Annotated in this window: 14 protein-coding genes; 5 read left to right on the top strand and 9 right to left on the bottom strand. The window is 58.9% G+C overall.

Going from position 1 to position 20,235, the window contains the following annotated elements; genetic code table 11:
* Positions 1-80 precede the first annotated feature (80 nt).
* Positions 81-299: a 4-oxalocrotonate tautomerase gene (locus AC3WLT_RS11835; protein WP_267905079.1), complete on the top strand. Its 219-nt coding sequence runs from the start codon at positions 81-83 to the stop codon at positions 297-299.
* A gap of 75 nt (positions 300-374) precedes the next feature.
* Here AC3WLT_RS11835 and AC3WLT_RS11830 read toward each other — a convergent pair whose 3' ends face one another.
* The 3 genes from AC3WLT_RS11830 to AC3WLT_RS11820 all read right to left on the bottom strand — a co-directional run bounded on the left by AC3WLT_RS11830 (position 375) and on the right by AC3WLT_RS11820 (position 4,617).
* Entirely contained in the window at positions 375-1,052 is a 678-nt protein-coding gene (locus tag AC3WLT_RS11830) for a GntR family transcriptional regulator (RefSeq protein WP_154566709.1), read from the bottom strand.
* A 400-nt stretch (positions 1,053-1,452) separates the two neighbouring features.
* The gene (locus AC3WLT_RS11825) at positions 1,453-2,904 is read right to left on the bottom strand and encodes an NAD-dependent succinate-semialdehyde dehydrogenase (protein WP_154566710.1); all 1,452 of its coding nucleotides are present in this window, start codon (positions 2,902-2,904) and stop codon (positions 1,453-1,455) included.
* A gap of 69 nt (positions 2,905-2,973) precedes the next feature.
* A complete protein-coding gene (locus tag AC3WLT_RS11820) occupies positions 2,974-4,617 on the bottom strand; it encodes a choline dehydrogenase (RefSeq protein WP_492591992.1) in 1,644 nt (547 codons plus the stop codon).
* Positions 4,618-4,975: 358 nt separating this feature from the next.
* Between AC3WLT_RS11820 and AC3WLT_RS11815 the strand changes: the two genes are divergently transcribed.
* From AC3WLT_RS11815 to AC3WLT_RS11805, 3 genes are all read left to right on the top strand, one after another.
* Positions 4,976-6,598 carry an APC family permease gene (locus tag AC3WLT_RS11815; protein WP_492591991.1) on the top strand — a complete coding sequence of 541 codons (1,623 nt, stop codon included), beginning with the start codon at positions 4,976-4,978 and terminating at the stop codon, positions 6,596-6,598.
* Positions 6,599-6,690: 92 nt separating this feature from the next.
* Positions 6,691-7,872, top strand: coding sequence for an NAD(P)/FAD-dependent oxidoreductase (locus AC3WLT_RS11810; RefSeq protein ID WP_154566712.1), 1,182 nt, complete (start codon positions 6,691-6,693; stop codon positions 7,870-7,872).
* 315 nt (positions 7,873-8,187) lie between these two features.
* Positions 8,188-9,345 (top strand): NAD(P)/FAD-dependent oxidoreductase, encoded by a 1,158-nt coding sequence (locus tag AC3WLT_RS11805; RefSeq protein WP_492591990.1) that lies wholly within the window; start codon positions 8,188-8,190, stop codon positions 9,343-9,345.
* Positions 9,346-9,419: 74 nt separating this feature from the next.
* On the opposite strand, the gene AC3WLT_RS11800 is transcribed toward AC3WLT_RS11805, so the two are convergent.
* A complete protein-coding gene (locus AC3WLT_RS11800; RefSeq protein ID WP_154566714.1) occupies positions 9,420-9,677 on the bottom strand; it encodes a hypothetical protein in 258 nt (85 codons plus the stop codon).
* A complete protein-coding gene (locus AC3WLT_RS11795) occupies positions 9,670-10,983 on the bottom strand; it encodes a DUF3422 family protein (protein WP_154566719.1) in 1,314 nt (437 codons plus the stop codon). Before AC3WLT_RS11795 ends, AC3WLT_RS11800 begins: the two co-directional genes overlap by 8 nt.
* Positions 10,984-11,145: 162 nt before the next feature.
* Here AC3WLT_RS11795 and AC3WLT_RS11790 point away from each other — a divergent pair, with 162 nt between their 5' ends.
* Entirely contained in the window at positions 11,146-12,828 is a 1,683-nt protein-coding gene (locus AC3WLT_RS11790) for an electron transfer flavoprotein-ubiquinone oxidoreductase (RefSeq protein WP_154566715.1), read from the top strand.
* Positions 12,829-13,087: 259 nt separating this feature from the next.
* On the opposite strand, the gene proC is transcribed toward AC3WLT_RS11790, so the two are convergent.
* From proC to putA, 4 genes are read right to left on the bottom strand one after another with little or no spacing between them, the layout of a single operon-like run.
* A complete protein-coding gene (gene proC, locus AC3WLT_RS11785) occupies positions 13,088-13,906 on the bottom strand; it encodes a pyrroline-5-carboxylate reductase (protein ID WP_154566716.1) in 819 nt (272 codons plus the stop codon).
* A gap of 33 nt (positions 13,907-13,939) precedes the next feature.
* Positions 13,940-14,875, bottom strand: coding sequence for an electron transfer flavoprotein subunit alpha/FixB family protein (locus tag AC3WLT_RS11780; RefSeq protein ID WP_492591989.1), 936 nt, complete (start codon positions 14,873-14,875; stop codon positions 13,940-13,942).
* Positions 14,876-14,888: 13 nt separating this feature from the next.
* The gene (locus AC3WLT_RS11775; protein ID WP_492591988.1) at positions 14,889-15,638 is read right to left on the bottom strand and encodes an electron transfer flavoprotein subunit beta/FixA family protein; all 750 of its coding nucleotides are present in this window, start codon (positions 15,636-15,638) and stop codon (positions 14,889-14,891) included.
* A gap of 59 nt (positions 15,639-15,697) precedes the next feature.
* Positions 15,698-19,627, bottom strand: a complete 3,930-nt coding sequence (gene putA, locus AC3WLT_RS11770; protein WP_492591987.1) for a trifunctional transcriptional regulator/proline dehydrogenase/L-glutamate gamma-semialdehyde dehydrogenase — start codon at positions 19,625-19,627, stop codon at positions 15,698-15,700.
* Positions 19,628-20,235: the final 608 nt, after the last annotated feature.

The following is a 20,235-nucleotide window of genomic DNA, read 5'->3' as shown; positions in this document are numbered from 1 at the left end:
AGCGCCATTCTACGTCTACGACATCGCACAAAATAGTATACGAAACGCAAATATGGTATCGTATGCGTTAGCGCATCTGAATCGTCTTATCGACTAGAAGGAGTGAACCTATGCCTATCGTACGCATTGAACTGTCACCGGGCCGCACCCACGAGCAAAAGGCGAAGTACGTCGAAGAAGTGACGCGGCTGACGTCTGAAGTATTGAAATGTCCGGTCGAATCCGTCGATGTGATGTTCATCGAAATTCCTCCGGCCGACTGGGCCCACGCAGGCAAGTTCTACGCGCAGCCAAAATGAGATAGTTGTCTCGATCCGAGATTGACTTGTGGGGGAGCCCGTCTTCGCGCCCCGATCCGGGCGCTACATGCGGGCTCAGGACGCCTTGATACCGCGTTGATTGTTGCGGAAATAGCCTTGCACTTCGCGTTGCGTCTGCTCAATATGTTTACGCAGCAATCGCACGGCATTTTTCACATCACCACCCTCGCACGCTTCAAGGATGTTCAGGTGTTCGTCGTGCGAGCGATCGTGCTGCGCGGCCATAGTCACGCGGAGTCGCAATAGACGGCCCATGTGCTCCTGAACGGAGCGAATGGTTGCTAGCAGGCGCGGACGATCTGACGGCGCGTAGAGTGTTTCATGGAACTGCACGTTCAAATCGCTCCACTCTTCGTTGTTCATGGCCGAGTGGTACGCTGACAGCAGTTCACGCGCGCGGGCAAAGTCCGACGATGCCATATTGGGCACTGCGAGTTCGAGCGCTCGACATTCAAGTGCAAGTCGCATGTCGAGCATTTCGATGTAGTCCATCACCGTGAGAGTCGCAACGACCGCGCCGACATTCGGCGTGAACTTTACGAGCCCCTCCGACTGAAGCCGCATAAGCGCCTCCCGCACCGGGATCTTGCTCACTCCGAGTTGAGCTGCAACCTCGTCCTGACGAATCGGCGAGCCCTCGGCAAGCTCGCCGTCAAGGATTCGGCGCTTCAGTTCAACGTAGGCGCCTTGAGTAGCGCTCATAGTTTTTTTGAGTACTTTTGTCTGGGCCATGTTCAGCTAGTCCTATCTTTTTCCGCCTTGCTTCGGATCGCGCGTTTCACGCCGCTGGGCGGATGCGACTTCTCACCTGGATACAGCGCTGTGGGGGGGATTTCATATACGATAATTATACTATCGGATACCCGTTGGCGTATGCTAGCGTGCGGTCTCTGAATTTGCCTGGCAGCCGGCCGACGGCCGCTAACAAATGAGTGCGGTGATGTGGCGAGTGCTCTGGGAGCGCCGCGCGAGGCGCAAATGGACGAGACATCCGCCGCGGAGCGATAGGTGGGCGCTTTTGTCAGACATGCGTCCGCATCAGCGGACCAGTCGGCGTGGGAGCATGCATTTAACTTCGCAAAGAAGGAAAATGCGGCGCGCCGGGCTCCGAGGCGCGCCGTCAAGCGTGCGTTCAGCCGTTCACAGGCGGCAGTTGGCGTTCGGAAATCATCTTCGTACGGAGATAAGCCTCCAGCCCCTCTACGCCGCTCTCATGACCGTAGCCAGATTCGTTGACACCGCCGAATGGCGTTTCAACTTCATGCACTGAAGTGCTATTGACGCCGATTTGCCCGGCATTCAGAGCCTCGGTTGCTCGCGCGGTCGTCGAACCATCCCGGCTAAACACGTAAGCTGCGAGTCCAAGCGTCAGGGAGTTTGCTCGCGCAACAACTTCGTCAAACGTATCGAAAGGGGAAATGGGGGCGATTGGACCAAACGGTTCCTCTTGCATAACCCGTGCGTGATCCGGGACGTCGCGCAGCACTGTCGGCGCATAGAAGTAGCCCGGGCGCTCAACCCGCTGCCCGCCAGTCACCACGCCTGCGCCATTCGAGACGGCGTCACGGACCAGCGCATCTATCGTATCGAGGCGGCGTTCGGTAATCATCGGACCTACCTGCACGCCGTCTTCGAGTCCATTGCCAATCACCAGTTGTTTCGTTCGCTCGGCAAACTTGGTGATGAACTGCTCGTATATATTGCGATGAACGTAGAAGCGCGTTGGCGACGTGCAGACCTGTCCGGCGTTGCGGAACTTTGATGCGACCAGCGCGCTGACCGTGTAGTCGATGTCGGCATCCTGAAACACCAACACCGGAGCATGGCCTCCCAGTTCCATTGTGCAACGCTTCAAGGTCTCCGACGCGAGACGCTGCAAGAGCTTGCCGACGGGAGTCGAGCCGGTCAGGGAGACTTTCTTCGGAATCGGCGACCTGATCAGATGTTCCGAGATGGGAGCGGGTGATCCAAAAACGATATTAAGTGCGCCGGCCGGCACGCCTGCATCTTGGAAACAGCGTCCGATTGCAACGGCCGTACCGGGTGTTTCATCGCTCGGCTTGATAATGACGGTACAGCCGGCGGCCAAGGCAGCACTAACCTTCAGGGCGACGTTGCCGGCAGGAAAGTTCCAGGCCGCGAACCCGAGCGCAGGGCCGACGGGTTCTTTGAGCGTCAGCTGGCGAACTCCAGGTGTGCGAGCTGGAATGACGCGTCCATAGGCACGGCGAGCTTCTTCGGCATACCAGCGCACTGCATCGGCGGAAAATTGCACTTCACCGGCCGCCTCATTCAGGGGCTTGCCGTTTTCCTGGGTCAGCGTGCGCGCGATCTCAGATTTCCGTGCCTCCATGAAGTCTGCCGCACGGTTAAGCACTTCATAGCGCTCAACGGCAGTCAGCAGCTTCCACTGTAGGAACGCGCGCTGGGAACTGGCAAGCGCGCGATCGAGATCTGCTGGGCTTGCATTGGGGACGGACGCGATGATTTCGCCTGTCGCAGGGTTGTAAAGCGGAGACGTTTGGCCATCGCTACCGGCAGTCCATTCGCCGTCGATGAGGAGCTGAAGTTTTTCGGAATACATGGGCAATCTCGCTGAATGGCGCGCGGCGAACATTCACCCGCCGTGCAATGGGTCGATAGGTTGAAGTGGTTATGCGGCGGCCCGCTCAGTCGCGGAGTTATACCAAGGGGCGGCGGAGGGGGCGAGCGGTGTTCGGCCACGCACGTCATCCGCAATCTTCTCTGCCATCATCAAAACACAGGCACTCAGATTGCCCGTGACAATACGGGGCATGATCGATGCATCAGCGACGCGAAGCGCGTCGACGCCCCGCACGAGCCCTCGCGGGTCTACGACTGCGTTGTCGTCCACACCCATTCTGCATGTACCAGACGGGTGATAGGACGTTCCGGTGCTGGACCGCACAAATGCTCTCAACTCGCCATCCGTCTGCGCGTGTGCGCCCGGTGCGAGCTCTTCGCCGCGGACAGCGTCCCATGCGCTCTGCTTGATAATCCTGCGCGCCAGGCGGATGGCATCAATCATGTCTCTCATGTCGTCGGCTTCGGCCAGATGATTGAAGACAATGTCAGGGGCCGCGCCAGGATCACCTGAGCGGAGACGTACATGCCCGCGACTCTTAGGTCGCGACAGATCCAACCAGAACTGAAAGCCTGGAATTGCCACCAGCCGGCCATTCTTCAAGAGGCGCGTGAGCGGCAGGAATTCGAACTGGACGTTCGGATAGTCGAAATGCTCGCTGCTGCGCAGGAAAGCCCCGCTTTCGAAGAAGTTTGTAGTGCCAAGACCGCGCTTGAACAGAATCCAATCCAGACCAAGCTTGACCTGGCCTAGTGGGCCAAGTTGAGAAACGAGTGAATTTTCACGCGTTGTCGCGTACTGAAGATTGACGCCAGGGTGATTTTCGAGATTTTTGCCGATCTGAGGCAGATGGATCTTCACATCGACACTGTGGGTGCGAAGCTCGTTGCCGTCGCCGATGCCGGACAGCATCAGAATTTTTGGCGAATTAAATGCCCCCGCACAAAGAATTACCTCGCGGCTAGCGCGCGCAACCGTACGCTCATCTCTGCGCTGATATTGCACCCCGGTGGCGCGATTGCCTTCGAGCAGGACGCGCTCAACCAATGCGTCGGTCGCTATGTGCAGATTGCTACGCTGGCTCGCTGCATCGAGGTAGCCCCGCGCTGCTGACCAGCGACGACCCTCGTGAATATAGGCCTGCGCGACATGCAGTCCTTCCTGCCGAAAACCATTGTGATCGGGCGTGATTGCGAAGCCAAGCTGCTCACCTGAGCGCATGAAGCACTCGTGGAGCTTGTGGTCGGCCTTGCAGCGGGAGATCCGCATCGGACCATCGCCGCCTCGCCAATCGTCTGCGCCACCGCTGAAACTCTCAAGGCGCCGAAAATAGGGAAGGCAATGTGAATACGACCAGTCGCCGAGTCCATCTGCCGCCCAGCCTTCGTAGTCGAGCGGATTGCCACGGTTATAAATCATCGCGTTGATGGTCGTGCTGCCGCCAATACCGCGACCCCGCTTTTCGTCAATCGAGCGCCCATCCAGATAGGGCTCCGGCCCGGCTTGGTAGTGCCAGTTCAGACGCTTGCTGGCATACGCGAAAGGGAGCGCAGCAGGCATGTCCACGATCAGGGAGCGGTCAGAGCCGCCGGCTTCGATTAGCAGCACCTGCACTGAAGCGTCTTCCGACAGCCTTGAAGCCATCACACAACCCGCCGCACCTGCTCCGACAACGATGTAGTCGTATTCCATTCTCTAACCTTTCAATGGCATTGCCGCCTCCGCCGGACACCTGCGCGGAGCTCTGCTCAGCAGCCTTCCAATTTTGTCGGGCTGTGCTTCTTAAGTGAAGTTATAGTATTCTTATATCCAGAATCGTATACCAAACAAATCTTCGGGGCTACACCGGAGAGCTAAAAATGGCAAGGGTAATCCAAGGACTCAGTGTCACGCATCGCTCCCATCGCTGGTCCGGCAACCGATTAGCTTCGATCGCCGTTGGCAGCGGAGCGTCACTGCTAACGATGCAGTCGGCCGAGGGTTGCGTGCGCTTGTACTTTTGACCCGCTTTGCCGAGGCAGCGGAGACATATCAAGGAGGAACTGCACCAATGTCGGATTTTGGACATTTCAAGAAGACCCTGTCGCTCGTCGATCTCACAATGATCGGTATGGGTACGGTATTTGGCTCCGGCTGGCTATTCGCCGCTAGCCACGTGGCGTCGCTAGCTGGACCAGCGGGGATTTTTTCGTGGGTCATCGCGGCAATAGCCGTGCTCACGTTAGGGGTCGTCTATTGCGAACTTGGAGCGGCGTTGCCCCGTACCGGCGGCGCCATCAGCTATTTGCACATTTCGCACGGACCGCTGATGAGCTACCTCATTGGCATGATTACGGTGATTTATCTGTCCAGCATGGTCGCGATCGAGGTCGTGGCTGCCCGTCAGTATGCTGCTGCCTGGATACCGGCGCTTAGCGTACCGGGAACCGGCAATGCAACGGCGCTCGGGTGGCTCGTGCAGTTTGCCTTTGTCTCGCTGTTCTTCTGGCTGAACTTCTCGAGCGTGAAAACGTTCGCGAGGGCCAACAACATCATCAGCGTTTTTAAGTTCGCAGTACCTGCGCTCATCGTCGTGATGCTGCTCTTTCATTTCAAGGCCGCTAACTTCCACGCTGCGGGATTTGCACCCTCCGGAATGTCGGGCGTTGAAACTGCCGTTTCGTCAGGTGGCGTCATTTTTGCCTTCCTTGGGCTCACGCCAATCGTCTCGGTGGCGAGCGAAGTACGCAACCCTCAACGCACGATTCCATTCGCGCTCGTCTTTTCGATCATATGTTCGGGGGTCATCTATGTCCTGCTTCAGGTTGCGTTTCTTGGCGCGATACCGACCAATCTCCTCGGCAACGGCTGGGCAGCTCTTGGTAAAACGTTCACCCTGCCGTTCCACGACATCGCGCTGCAATTGGGACTGACATGGCTGAGTTTTGTGGTGGTTTTTGATGCCATCATATCGCCGGCAGGTTGCGGGAATATCTTCTTCAATGCTACGCCCCGAGCAATCTATGCATGGGCAAAGTCTGGAACGTTCTTCCGGCTATTCACCCGGGTCGATGCGGAGTCTGGAATTCCGCGTCCAGCTATGTGGCTCGCTTTCGCCCTCTCGATCTTCTGGACCCTGCCGTTTCCCTCGTGGGAGGCAATGATCTCGGTCGTGTCCGCAGCGCTTGTTGTGAGTTACGCCGTTGCACCCGTGTGTGTAGCGGCGCTGCGGAAGAGCTGCCCGGAACTGAACAGGCCGTTCAAGGTAAAGGGGCTGGCTGTATTCGGCCCCCTTTCCTTCGTCGTGGCGACGTTGATTGTCTATTGGTCTGGATGGAGCAATCTCTACTGGCTTTTGGGTGTCCAGATCGTGCTGTACGTGGGCTATCTGTTCGTGATGCGTCGTATGCCCGTCGGCAATCTCAGCATGTTGCAGCAAGTACGGTGCTCACTGTGGCTTGTCGGTTATTACGCTCTCACGTTATTGGCCTCGTATCTGGGACCGTTCGGTGGAATCGGCGTCGTACCGCATCCGTACGATTTCCTCATGGTATGCGCGGTTGCTCTCACAGCCTATTACTGGGGCGCCAATACGGGCGTTCCACGTCAACTTGTTCGTCTCGAGGAAACCCCCGATGACCAAGAGATTGGCAAGCGCGCATCCCGTGGGTTCGCCCACAACTGGTCGTCATAAGCGGAGCCGCCCGTGCGGACGCCGTAATTTTAGGCACCCTTTCCCGTGCCTGATTTTCTGATTTTTTTTGGATCTATTCGAGGTAAATAACCATGCCAGATTTACAAGCGCAGAAATTCGACGTTGTCGTCATAGGCGGCGGCATTCTCGGATCCAGCGTCGCCTATAACCTTCTCGTGCAGGCGCCAGCGATGCGCGTCGCGGTAGTCGAACCGGACCCGACATACGAGTTCGCGTCTGCGCTGCGCTCTTCCGGTGGCTGCCGGGTGCAGTTCTCCTCGCCAGAGAACATCGCCATGTCGCTCTACAGCATTGATTTCATCAAGAATTTCGAGAAAACGATGACGGCTGGCGGCCGTCCTGCGCCGGTGGACTGGGTGCAAGGCGGGTACCTGTTCCTGGTGCCCCCGGAACGGGTCTCGCTGCTTGAGGGAAATGTCGAAATCCAGCGCAAGAATGGAGCGAAAGTCGATCTGCTGTCGCCTAGCGAGCTCAAGAACCGTTTCCCGTCGATCAACATTGAAGACCTCGGCGCCGGTGCACACACGCCGGACGATGGGTGGTGCGATCCCAACGGATTGTTGTGGGGTTTCCGACGTAAAGCGGTGGAGTTGGGCGCCGTCTACATCAAAGATAAAGTGGTGGCCGCCGAAGTCGCCGGGAGCAGCGCAAAGAGCGTCATGCTGGAGAGCGGTGCGACGCTCGCGGCCGACGCTTTTGTCAACTGCGGTGGAGCGTGGTCGGGCGCGATTGCAGAAATGTTCGGCATGGTGCTTCCCATTGTCCCGATGCGCCGGTTCGAACACTACTTTACCTGTGGTAACCCGATTGAACATCTGCCCTACGTTAAAGACCTTAGCCGTCTGGCGTTCCGCTCGGAGGGTAATGGATTTTCCGGCGGTCTCGTCGACAGTAACGAAAAGCGCGGCTTCAACTTTGAGGTGGACCACGACTACTTTGAGAACGTCGTTTGGCCGGCCGTCGCCCATCGCTTCCCGCCGCTCGAAGCTGCAAAGTGCCATCGGACGTGGTCAGGCTTGTATGAGCAGAACGACCTTGATGGCAACCCGGTTATTGGTGCATGGAATTCCCGGCTGGAAAATCTTTACACAGTAGCGGGCTTCTCGGGTCACGGAATGATGCACTCGCCTGCGGCCGGTCGAGGCATTGCAGAATTGATTGTGCACGGAGCATATCAAACCATAGATCTCACGCGGCTTGGCTATGAACGCGTCGAAACGAACACACCTTATCGCGAGGTCGGCATCCTTTGATTCGACTGTCTCAGCGAGTCACCGTCAGCGCTGATGGCTGGCTCGCCCTCCCTTGTCGAATCGATAGCGTAGCCCGGCCTACCTTGCGCACACAGCCCTGTCCGCGAAATGGTCTACGCCGTGTCGATGATATTTCGCAAACGCGAACCTGGGTGAGCGTCGTCCTTGATGCGCCGCAAATCTGGCGGCCATCGCTGGCGCAACCCCAGGGGCCTGAAAGGATGGCTATGGCTTACCGGTAGGTAAGCCTTGAACGAGATGACCTCATCGTTGAATGATGGTCGACCAAAACGTACTTGATTTAGGAAGAATGCAATGAATGATGTGGTGATTGTCGGTGCCGGAGCAGTGGGCTCCAGCATCGCCTTGTTTTGTAAGCGGCTGGACCCGGCATTGGATGTCACAGTGATTGATCGTGCGCCGTTGGGCGCCTTCTCATCAACAGCGACTTCCGGGTCAGGCGGCGCGCGACGCCTATTTCGCTGCCCGGAAAACATCGCGATGTCCAGCTATAGCATCGAGTTTGTGAAGCAACTCGATTCGCAGGCGGCCGATGATCTGGCGAAAGTAGACTGGCGTGCCCAAGGGTATCTGTTTATCGTTCCGCCGGAAGGTTTGAATCTCCTCGAATCGAATCTCGAAGTGCAGCATCGAATGGGCGTAAATGCGGAGTTACTGACCCCAGAACAGATTGCTACGCGATTCCCGTTGTTACGCGCCGATGATCTCGGTGCCGGCGTGCATTCACCTGAAGACGGTTGGTTTGACGCTCAAAAATATCATTCGGTTATCGTGCAGCGAGCCCGCGAGGCGGGTGTCAGGTTTGTCAAAGATGAAGTGACTGGATTCGAAGAAAACGGGCTGAGCGTAACGGCAGTGCGTCTGGCATCGGGCAACGTGATGTACAGCGATCATTTTGTGAACGCCGCAGGACCTTGGGCGCAGGAAGTCAGCCGCATGGTCGGCATGGCATTGCCTGTCAACCCGATGCGGCGCTTCGAGCACGTATTCACTGCTGACGTAGCGCAGCCGGACATGCCGTATGTGAAGGATTTGAAGGGGCTCGCGATACGTTCCGCCGGTGACGGATTTTCGGGGGGCCTGGTCAGTACCAAGGTGGAGCGCGGCTTCTCGTTGGCAATGGATGTCGAGTGGTTCGATCGCGTGGTGCGGCCGGCCGTAGCGTGGCGATTCCCTGGGATAGGGCGACTCGAACTTGCGAAATCCTGGTCAGGTCTCTACGAGCAATGCGACTTCGACGGTAATGCGATTATCGGCAGGTGGACCGACCGTCGTGAGAATTTCATTGTAGCCGCGGGCTTCTCTGGGCATGGCCTCATGCATGCGCCGGCAGCTGGACTTGCTGTCGCGGAGCTCATCGTAAAGGGGCGCTTCGAGACTCTTGACCTCGAGCGCTTCGGTTACGAACGCGTACAGCGCAACGAGCCGTACCGGGAGCGTGGCATCATTTGACGGGAATATGCGCCCGCCCTGCAAATGAAGCAGGGTGAGGCGCGATTAAAATGCTTCAGTGGATTCTTGGAGCATCAGTCATATCCAAGGATCGCGAGATGAGAAACATCAGGTCGCGTTTCCCGACTGTCCATCAGCGACGCCGTTGGTTCCTTCAACGCATCTGCATAGCGTGACCTCGACCCTCTAGCATTACTTCCGACCAGAGCCGTTGATGCGGAGGAGGTGCCTTCGATGCCGTTGGTGCGCTGGGCGGCTTTAAATGCAATATCAGTTTGCTTCACCTGGATTCCTTTTGGTAGGTCGAGGGCTGAATTTTCGAGCTCAATCATTGAGGTTCATGCTGTGTATCCCGTCGCTGCGTGACACGTTCCCGTTTAGCACGCGGCGACGGGCGCGTTTTGTAATGCCGATGACCATCAGAACGACCGGCGCTATCAAAAGGCCCTCAGCGAGCTCCGGAGCCACCGGTAAATGCAGTTCATGCATGGCGCGAAACGCTGCACCGGCGAGCGACAGGACGTAGTAGGAAATAGCCGCGACCGAAAGTCCTTCGACCGCGTGCTGTAAATGTAGCTGATGGCGTGCGGTTCGCTCCATCCCAGCAAGCATGGTCGTAACGTCCTTTTCCTGACTGAGGTTCACGCGTGTGCGCAATAGGTCCACGGCCCGCGCGACGCGTTGCGCAGTTTGTTCGTGCCTGTTCCAAACGCTGCGGCACGTCTGCATCGCCGGCGCGAACCGACGCTCCATGAACTCTGCAATCGTTGGCATGCCTTCAATACGTTCTTCACGCAACTCCTGAATCCGAGTGTGAACGAGCATCTCGTACGCGCGGGAGGCGCTGAAGCGGCTGCCATGACCTGCCAGCGATTCAATGCGAACGGCCAGATGTGTGAGTTCCACGAGCAGTCCGGCATCGTCGGTGAGTGCGCCGGTCTCCTCCATGCGCCGCATGAGCGCTTGTAGCAACGAGTTTATGTCGTCCAGATCGCGAGCCATCTTTCGCGCAACCGGTAACGCGAGCAGTGCCATCATCCGATAGGTTTCGATCTCGTGGATCCGCTGCAGCAGTCGACCACTCTGCGCTTCACGAAAATCGTCGTCGACAACAAGAAAACGCATGAATCCGTCTGAGCGAACAGTCCAGTCACAAAATACCTTGCCGCCGCCCATTACTCTGCTTCCGACGACGATCGGACCGTCGAACCAGCGAGACAAATCATCGCGTCCGACACCAGCCTCGCCAGAGGTGAGCAGTTCCATTCGCACAGCGACGATGCGGGTTCCAGCCATCCTCTCTAGCCACGCGCTCGGTAGGGTCGACGAAGTTTCCCCAACGAAATAACGGTTGTGATGTCGTGGAGCGACGAATGTGAAGGTTGAGAACTCCGTATGGCGCTCCCACTTAAGCTGACGGCCACACCTTAGCTGTGCCGCGTAGTGCGTGACGCCGTCAGCGGGGCTCGGTATGCCTGCGTCGTGGCACAAGGTTTGGAGCAACGCTTCGTGAAATTGGGTATGCGAGTCGTGTTCAACGAGCACCGCAAAGTGCTCAAGCGAAACCGCGGTTGATATTTTGAGAAAGGGCCGGGCGTGCAATTCTCCGGAGAGCGTGCTCCGAAGTGGATGATCCATCTCGGAACCCTCACGGGTGTGCAGGCCAGGTCGCTGTTGCGTCAGCAATTGCATTGGCGTACTTTAAAGTATACGATTGATATAAATAGTAGTCTAATAGATGAATCCTGTCTGATGTTTTTTTGAGACACCAGAGCGCTCAAGTTTGAATTGGTATAAGTCATGTCCTTGAAGCATCAAGCCGTCCTGCTGGAGCAGGTTGGTCCCCGAGAGTCGATGGAATACGACGTTGTGATCGTCGGCGGCGGCCCGGCTGGCCTGTCCGCAGCGATCCGCCTGAAGCAGCTGGCGGCGGAGAAAGGCGTCGAGCTTGGTGTGTACGTACTGGAAAAAGGCTCGGAGATCGGGGCGCATATCCTGTCGGGCGCGGTGATGGATCCGCGCGCCATCACCGAACTGATCCCCGACTGGAAGGAAAAAGGCGGGCCACTGACGGTGGAGGTGACGGAAGACAAATTCCTGTTCCTGACCGAAACCGGTTCGAAGAGCGTGCCAGTCTGGGCGCTGCCGGATAACTTCAAGAACCACGGCAATTACGTGATCAGCCTCGCGAACGTCACGCGCTGGCTGGGTCAGCAGGCCGAGGCGCTGGGCGTCGAGATCTTCCCGGGCTTTCCGGCCGCGGAAATCCTCTATAACGACGATGGGTCGGTCAAAGGCGTCGCCACCGGCAATCTGGGCATTGGCAAAGATGGTCAGCCGACCGAAAACTTCCAGCTCGGCATGGAATTGCACGCGAAGTACACGCTGTTCTGCGAAGGCGCGCGCGGGCATCTGGGCCGCCAGTTGAACGACAAATTCAAGCTGCGCGAAGGCGTCGATCCGCAGGTCTACGGGATCGGCATCAAGGAACTGTGGGAAATCGATCCGTCGAAGCACAAGCCGGGTCTGGTGATGCATACCGCCGGCTGGCCGCTCGAAAACGACACGTACGGTGGTTCGTTCCTGTATCACATGGACAACAACCAGGTGGTGGTGGGCTTTGTCGTCGGCCTCGGCTACACAAATCCGTATCTGTCACCGTTCGAGGAATTCCAGCGCTACAAGACGCATCCGGCGATCCGCGCGATTCTGGAAGGCGGCAAGCGGGTATCGTACGGCGCGCGGGCGATCACCGCGGGCGGTCTGCTGTCGCTGCCGAAGCTGGTGTTCCCGGGCGGCGCGCTGGTGGGTGACGATGCCGGCTTCCTGAACGCATCGCGGATCAAGGGTTCGCACGCGGCGATCAAGACCGGCATGCTGGCGGCTGAGGCGGCGTTCGATGCCGTGCAGGCAGGCCGCACCAGCGACGAGCTGACGGCCTATCCGAAGTCGTTCAAGACCTCGTGGCTGCACACGGAACTGCATCGTGCGCGCAACTTCAAGCAGTGGATGAGCAAGGGCCTGTACCTCGGTACCTTGATGGTCGGCATCGAGCAGAAGCTGCTGGGCGGCAATGTACCGTGGACGCTGCACCACCAGCACTCGGACCACGAAATGCTCAAACCCGCTTCGCAATGCAAGCAGATCGCGTATCCGAAGCCGGACGGCAAGCTGACGTTCGACCGGCTCTCTTCGGTGTTCATTTCGAACACGAACCATGAAGAGAACCAGCCGGCTCACCTGACGCTGAAAGATCCGTCGGTGCCGGTGAACGTGAACTGGCAGACCTATGCCGGCCCGGAAGCGCGTTATTGCCCGGCCGCGGTGTACGAGTTCGTGAAGAACGACGACGGCAGCGAGCGGCTGTTGATCAACGCTCAGAACTGCGTGCATTGCAAGACCTGCGACATCAAGGACCCGACGCAGAACATCGTGTGGGTCACGCCTGAGGGCGGTGGCGGTCCGAACTATCCGAACATGTAGTGACCGCCCACCGGCACTTACAGGACATATCTGACTGCAACTGAGGTTCTACACCGGGCGTCTGCGCGCCGAGGCACAAGCGTGGCTCGTTGTCACCGACTTGCTGGCAGCCTTGCATCAGGCCTGTCACATACCCGGCTTGTCGCGTGAATGGAACTGTAACCATAGGCGGATGGCTCACGACGCGGTGACCAGCGCGGAGGGGATCAATTTATAGGAATTGGATTCCTTCCGCGCGTAGTCCTCATGTCAGCGTGACCTATGCAGATTTGCCGAACTCTTCGCCCATTTCGATTGCTCGCGAATGCGCTGCGAGGGCGCCCTTCACGATTGCCGCCTTGATGCCGGAAGAATTGAAGGAATCCAGAGCCGCTGCCGTTGTCCCGCCTTTCGACGTTACCCGTTCACGCAGCACGCTTGCCGGTTCCCTCGATTGTGTCGCCAGCTCTGCAGCGCCAGCGAAGGTTGCTAGAGCCAGCTCTCGTGCTTGGGTTTCGTCCAGCCCCAACTGAAGGGCAGCGTCCTGCAACGCCTCAATGAAATAAAACACGTATGCGGGTCCGCTTCCTGAGATAGCGGTCACTGCGTCAATTTTGCTTTCATCATCGACCCATACCGTCCTTCCGGCACTGTCGAGGACCTGTGTCGCGAGTGTCCGACTGCATTCATCCACGCCCGCGGTTGCAGCCAGGCCGGTTACGCCTTTTCCGATTAGCGCCGGTGTATTGGGCATGGTACGAACGATACGGGTGTGTCCCTGAAGCCAGCGAGATAAATCAACCGACCGGATGCCGGCGACCACACTGATGACCAGCTGATTGGCAGAGATCAAAGGCGCGAGCGATGTTGCGACATCGCGCACGATCTGGGGCTTTACTGCGAGCACGATTGCATCGAAATCGGCAATCCCCGCGTCCGGGGCAGCTGCGGTCGCAATACCCAAAAGCTGGGCGTTGCGTTCACGCACGTCGTCGTTGGGGTCAAACGCGCACAAGTCTGCACTTGATACGCCCCGGTTGATGAGTCCGGCAATGAGGGCTGACGCCATATTGCCACCACCGATGAAAGCGATTTTCATAAGTTGCGCAAGATCCAGATTAAAAGTTCTTTGTCAGCCTAATGCTGCAATCAGCTCGGGCACGCAGGCGAACAGATCGTCGACGAGACCGTAGTCCGCGACGCTGAAAATAGGCGCTTCCGGGTCCTTGTTGATCGCCACAATGACCTTCGAGTCCTTCATGCCGGCCAGATGCTGGATCGCACCCGAGATGCCGACCGCCACGTACAGTTGCGGCGCAACGATCTTGCCGGTTTGCCCCACCTGATAGTCGTTCGGCACGAAACCAGCATCGACCGCAGCGCGCGATGCGCCCAGCGCTGCGTTCAGCTTGTCTGCCAGCGGTTCGAGAACCTTCGTGTAGTTCTCGCTACTGCCCAGCCCGCGACCACCCGACACAATGGTCTTTGCCGATGCCAATTCCGGGCGGTCCAGCTTCGTAACCTCGCGGCTAACGAATTGCGAAATCCCGACGTCTGCCGGGGCTTCAATCCTCTCGACAGCCGCACTGCCACCTTCGGCGGCAAGTGCGTCGAAGCCGGTCGAACGCACAGTGATGACCTTGATGGAATCTTGAGATTGAACCGTCGCGATTGCGTTGCCTGCGTAAATTGGGCGTTCGAACGTGTCGGCGGAATCCACAGCCATGATGTCGCTGATCTGCGCGACGTCGAGCTTCGCGGCGATGCGAGGCGCGACGTTCCTACCGTAAGCGGTCGCCGGCGCGAGAATGTGGGTGTAGTCCTCCGCGATGTTCAGAACGGTGGCCTCAACGTTCTCTGCAAGACCCGCTTCAAGTTGCGGTGCGTCGGCGAGCAGCACTTTGCTCACGCCTGCAATCTTCGCTGCCGCATCCGCAGCAGCCTGTGCGTTGTGACCCGCGACCAGCACGTGAATATCACCGCCGATCTTCTGAGCCGCTGCAATCGTGTTCAGCGTCGCGGCCTTGATCGACGCGTTATCGTGTTCAGCAATTACCAGATTCGTCATTTCGTCCGTCTCCTCACAGCACCTTGGCTTCGGTCTTCAGCTTCTCGACCAGCGTTTTCACATCCGGCACCTTCACACCGGCGGAGCGCTTCGGCGGCTCAACGACTTTCAGCGTCTTCAGGCGCGGCGTCACATCAACACCGAGGTCTTCCGGCTTGATGACTTCCAGCGGCTTCTTCTTCGCCTTCATGATGTTTGGCAGCGTCACGTAGCGCGGCTCGTTCAGGCGCAGATCGGTCGTGATCACGGCCGGCAGGCTCAGCGACAGCGTTTCCGCACCGCCGTCCACTTCGCGCGACACCGTAGCCTTGCCGTCAGCGACGACAACCTTCGAGGCAAACGTTGCTTGCGGCAGGTTCGCCAGCGCAGCCAGCATCTGACCGGTCTGGTTCGAATCGTCGTCAATAGCCTGCTTGCCGAGGATGACCAGTTGCGGCTGTTCCTTGTCGACCAGCGCCTTGAGCAGCTTGGCGACCGCCAGCGGCTGCAGCTCTTCGCCCGACTCGATCAGGATCGCGCGGTCCGCGCCGATTGCCAGCGCCGTGCGCAGCGTTTCCTGCGACTGCGTCACGCCTGCCGAAACGGCGATCACTTCGGTCGCCACGCCCGCTTCGCGCAGACGAACGGCTTCTTCAACCGCGATTTCGTCGAAGGGATTCATCGACATCTTTACATTGGCTGTTTCCACACCGGTGTTGTCAGCTTTTACGCGTACGCTGACGTTGTAATCAATGACTCTCTTTGCTGCGACCAGTATCTTCATTTCGGGTACCTTGACATGTGATGCCTTTACCAGGGTTCAGTTGACGATTTAGATCGTCATCAAGCGATAGTCATGAGGTTTGCATTGCCGCCGGCAGCGGCAGTGTTGACGCTCACCGAGCGCTCTGTGAGTAGGCGCTCCAGGACGTAGTCGGCTTCGGTTCCACTGCCAAGGTTTGATGGAACTGCTTGAACTGAGAGAATCGGGCCGGGCCGCTTGGCAATTTCTTGTGCCAACGTGATGAGAGTGTCGCTATCGCCTTCAAAAAGGACGGCGTCGCAAGGTGCGTCCACCTGCTTCGTGGTTGCTGCGAAGGACTTCAACGACGAGGGCAACACGGCAAACAGTTCTTCGCCAGCTTTCCCGGAAAACACGCTGCGATTGCCAGTAGCAAGAACCGCGGCGAACTGCTTGAGCGCGCCTGTTCTGGTCGAGGGGATGCAAAGCACTGTGCCGCGGCTATGAAGGCTGAAAGTATTTCGCTCACCTGTGGGGCCTAGGAGCTCGACGGAGGCTCCAACTACAACGTTGTCCAGATATGTGTCACAACGGGCGGCCAAGGCTGGTTCATGCTCCGCGATCAACCAATCGCGCAACGTCGATAATGCATATCGAGCTGCTTCTGTGGATACTGCCCCGTCGCGACCGCCTTTGACAGGCAACATGTCGCCTAACGACTTTGGCAATCCTGCAGGACGCGTAGCCAGCAGACGCTGCAGATACAACGCGCCACCCGCTTTCGGACCCGTGCCCGACAGACCTTCACCACCGAACGGCTGAACACCCACCACCGCGCCGATCACATTGCGGTTCACGTAAATGTTGCCGACATGCGCACGGCTGATCACGTGAGCGATCGTTTCGTCGATCCGCGTGTGAATGCCAAGCGTCAGGCCGTAGCCGGTTGTGCGGATCTGTTCGAGCAGCTTGTCCAGCTGGCTGCGGCGGTAACGCACCACATGCAGCACCGGGCCGAACACTTCACGCTTCAATTCGTCGATGCTGTCGAGTTCGATCAGCGTCGGCGGAACAAACGTGCCTTGTCCCGCACCTTCCGGCATCGGCAGTTGCTCGACCTTGCGGCCTTTCTCGCGCATCGCCGCGACGTGCGCGTCGATACCGCGCTTCGCGTCGAGGTCGATCACCGGGCCGACGTCGATCGACAGGCGATCCGGATTGCCCACCGACAGCTCGCGCATCGCGCCCGTCAGCATTTCGAGCGTGCGGTCCGCAACATCTTCCTGTAGACAAAGAACGCGCAACGCGGAACACCGTTGACCGGCGGAGTCGAACGACGACTGCAGCACGTCCGCGACCACCTGCTCAGCGAGCGCCGACGAATCGACGATCATCGCGTTCTGGCCGCCGGTTTCGGCGATCAGCGGGATCGGCTTGCCTTCCGGATCGAGACGGTTCGACAGCGTCTTGTTGATCAGACGCGCAACTTCGGTCGAACCGGTGAACATCACCGCACGGGTGCGCGGATCGGCCACCAGCGCTGCGCCGACCGTTTCACCATTGCCCGGCAGCAGTTGCACCGCGCCCGCCGGCACGCCGGCTTCGCGCAGGATACGCACGGCTTGCGCGGCGATCAGCGGCGTTTGTTCGGCCGGCTTCGCGAGCACGGTGTTACCAGCCGCCAACGCTGCAGCCACCTGGCCCATGAAAATCGCCAGCGGGAAGTTCCACGGGCTGATACAGACCACCGGACCAAGCGGGCGGTGCGTGTCGTTGGAGAACTCGTTGCGGATCTGCGTCGAGTAGTAGCGCAGGAAATCGATTGCTTCGCGGATTTCCGCGACCGCGTTCGCCAGCGACTTACCGGCTTCACGCACCACAAGACCCATCAGCGTGTGCATCTGGGCTTCGAGCAGATCGGCCGCACGCGCGAGGCAATCGGCGCGGGCATCGACCGGCGTCGCTTGCCAGATCGGCGCGGCGGCGACTGCGTGGGCCATTGCGGCGCTCACATGTTCCGAGGTCGCTTCCACCACAGTGCCGACGAGGTCGCGATGATCGGCCGGGTTGCGCACATCACGCGCGACGCCCACGGCGATCTCGTTGTCTTCGAGCATCGGCGCGGCGCGCCACGGATGATGCGCGCTCGCCAGCAACGCCGACGACAGCGAGGCCAGACGATGTTCGTTCGACAGATCGAGGCCCATCGAATTGAGACGCTCGGCGCCGAACAGATTGCGCGGCAGCGGAATTTTCGCGTGCGGTGCGCCGAGCGGGACGATCTTCGAGGCTTCGTCGACCGGGTCGGCAATCAGGTCCTTGATCGCGACGTTTTCATCGGCGATGCGGTTCACGAACGACGTGTTCGCGCCGTTTTCCAGCAGGCGGCGCACGAGGTATGCGAGCAGCGTTTCATGCGTGCCGACTGGCGCATACACGCGGCACGGACGGTTCAGCTTGTCGCGGCCGGTGACTTCCTCATACAGCGGTTCACCCATGCCGTGCAGGCATTGGAACTCGTACTGGCCGGGGTAGTAGTTATTGCCCGCGAGGTGATAGATCGCCGACAGCGTGTGCGCGTTGTGCGTGGCGAACTGCGGATAGACCGCGTCCGGCGCGCTGAGCAGCTTCTTCGCGCAGCCAAGGTAGGAGACGTCCGTGTAGATCTTGCGCGTGTAGACCGGATAGCCTTCGAGGCCGTCCACTTGTGCGCGCTTGATTTCGGTATCCCAGTACGCGCCCTTCACGAGGCGGACCATGATGCGGTGGCGGCTGCGGCGCGCCAGATCGATCAGGTATTCGATCACGAACGGGCAGCGCTTCTGATACGCCTGCACCACGAAACCGATGCCGTTCCAGCCAGCCAGTTCCGGATCGAAGCACAGCGCTTCAAGCAGATCGAGCGAGATTTCGAGGCGGTCGGCTTCCTCAGCGTCGATGTTCAGGCCGATGTCGTAGCGGCGCGCGAGGATCGCCAGCGAACGCACGCGCGGCAGCAACTCGCTCATCGTGCGTTCCTGCTGCGAACGCGAGTAGCGTGCGTGAAGCGCCGACAGCTTGATCGAGATGCCCGGGCCTTCGTAAATGCCGCGGCCGCCGGCCGCTTTGCCGATCGCGTGGATCGCCTGTTCGTACGAGGCGTAGTAGCGTTGCGCGTCGGCTTCGGTGGTCGCCGCTTCGCCGAGCATGTCGTACGAGTAGCGGAAGCCGCGTGCTTCGTACTTGCGGCTATTCGCCAGCGCTTCGGAGATGTTCTCGCCCGTGACAAACTGTTCGCCCATCAGGCGCATCGCCATGTCGACGCCCTTGCGGATCAGCGGCTCGCCGCCCTTGCCGATCAGACGCGTGAGCGCCGACGAGAGGCTCGCCTCACTGTTGGTCCCCACCAGTTTGCCGGTAATCATCAAGCCCCACGTTGCGGCGTTGACGAACAGCGACGGCGCCTGGCCGACGTGCGACTTCCAGTCGCCCTTGCTGATCTTGTCGCGGATCAGCGCGTCACGCGTGGCGCGATCGGGAATGCGCAGCAGCGCTTCGGCGAGGCACATCAGCGCGACGCCTTCCTGGCTCGACAACGAGAACTCGTGGATCAGCCCTTCGACGCCACCGCCACGGCTCTTGGTGCGCAGCGTTTCGACCAGCTTGCCGGCCATCGTCTGTACGTCGCCCGCGAGGTTGGCCGGCAAACGCGCCTGGCCGAGCAGGAACGGCACGCATTCCGGCTCGGGACGGCGATACGCAGCGGTAATCGCCGCGCGCAACACCGATTGCGGTTGCACGTTCTGCGCGAATTCGAGGAAGGGATGAGAAGCGCCATCCTCGCTATGGTCGATGGGTTCCTGTTGTTCAGGCTCGAGGGCTTGCGCGCCAAGGAGTTCCTGTGGCACGACGCCGTTCTCAATCTGCTCAACGTACGAAACCATCGCCTGCTTTATCAACCAGTGCGGTGTTCGTTCGATGCTCATTGCTGCGCGCTTTAGGCGCGAACGAAGATTATCGTCAACCTTGACGCCCAAAGTTGTGCCGGGCATAAAAAGTCCTCTGAAAATGGCAGCCAAAAGATACTATAGTAGTGACATCGTATACTATTGAGCGGCGGGGTGCAACCTCGTTTCAAAAAGTTGCACCCCTCCGGGTATCGCGTGGTCTCTCTGAGCTGGTCTCTTCAATAGACGAAGGCGACCGACTGCGTCGCCCAAGGGAAGGGACGTGCAGGCGCGATACGTTAGAGACAGTCTGGGGTTCGACAGGGAGGAGCCGATCTCGCAGCCAAGCCACGTCTACAAAGGCTTGGAGACGCCACATCCTCGCTTCTGAGCCAATTAACTGGGGAAGATCCCAGGGTCAAATTGTATTTTTGAAACGGTGCGCACGCTGGAGAAAACGGATACTATGCATCGTAAGAGTATACGATGTAACATGAATCGGATGCTTGTGAGCGTCCGGTTCGCGGCCCGGCGGCGCCCCAACCCGGTGATGGAGGGGTGGCAAATCGAGTTCGACACGACTGCTGCTGAAACGACGCGTCGCGCATCTTTAACAGTTGCTGGCGACCCGTTGCGCACGAGGTTCACGTTGTAAGTGAAGACAAATTAGGTGTTGGTCTATACGCGTGAGTACGCGGAAATCGTCGGAGATG

The sequence above is a fragment of the Paraburkholderia sp. FW306-2-2C-D06C genome, from assembly GCF_058781505.1.
Note: the sequence above shows the minus strand (reverse complement) of the source record. Positions and strands in the feature narration are given on the sequence as shown.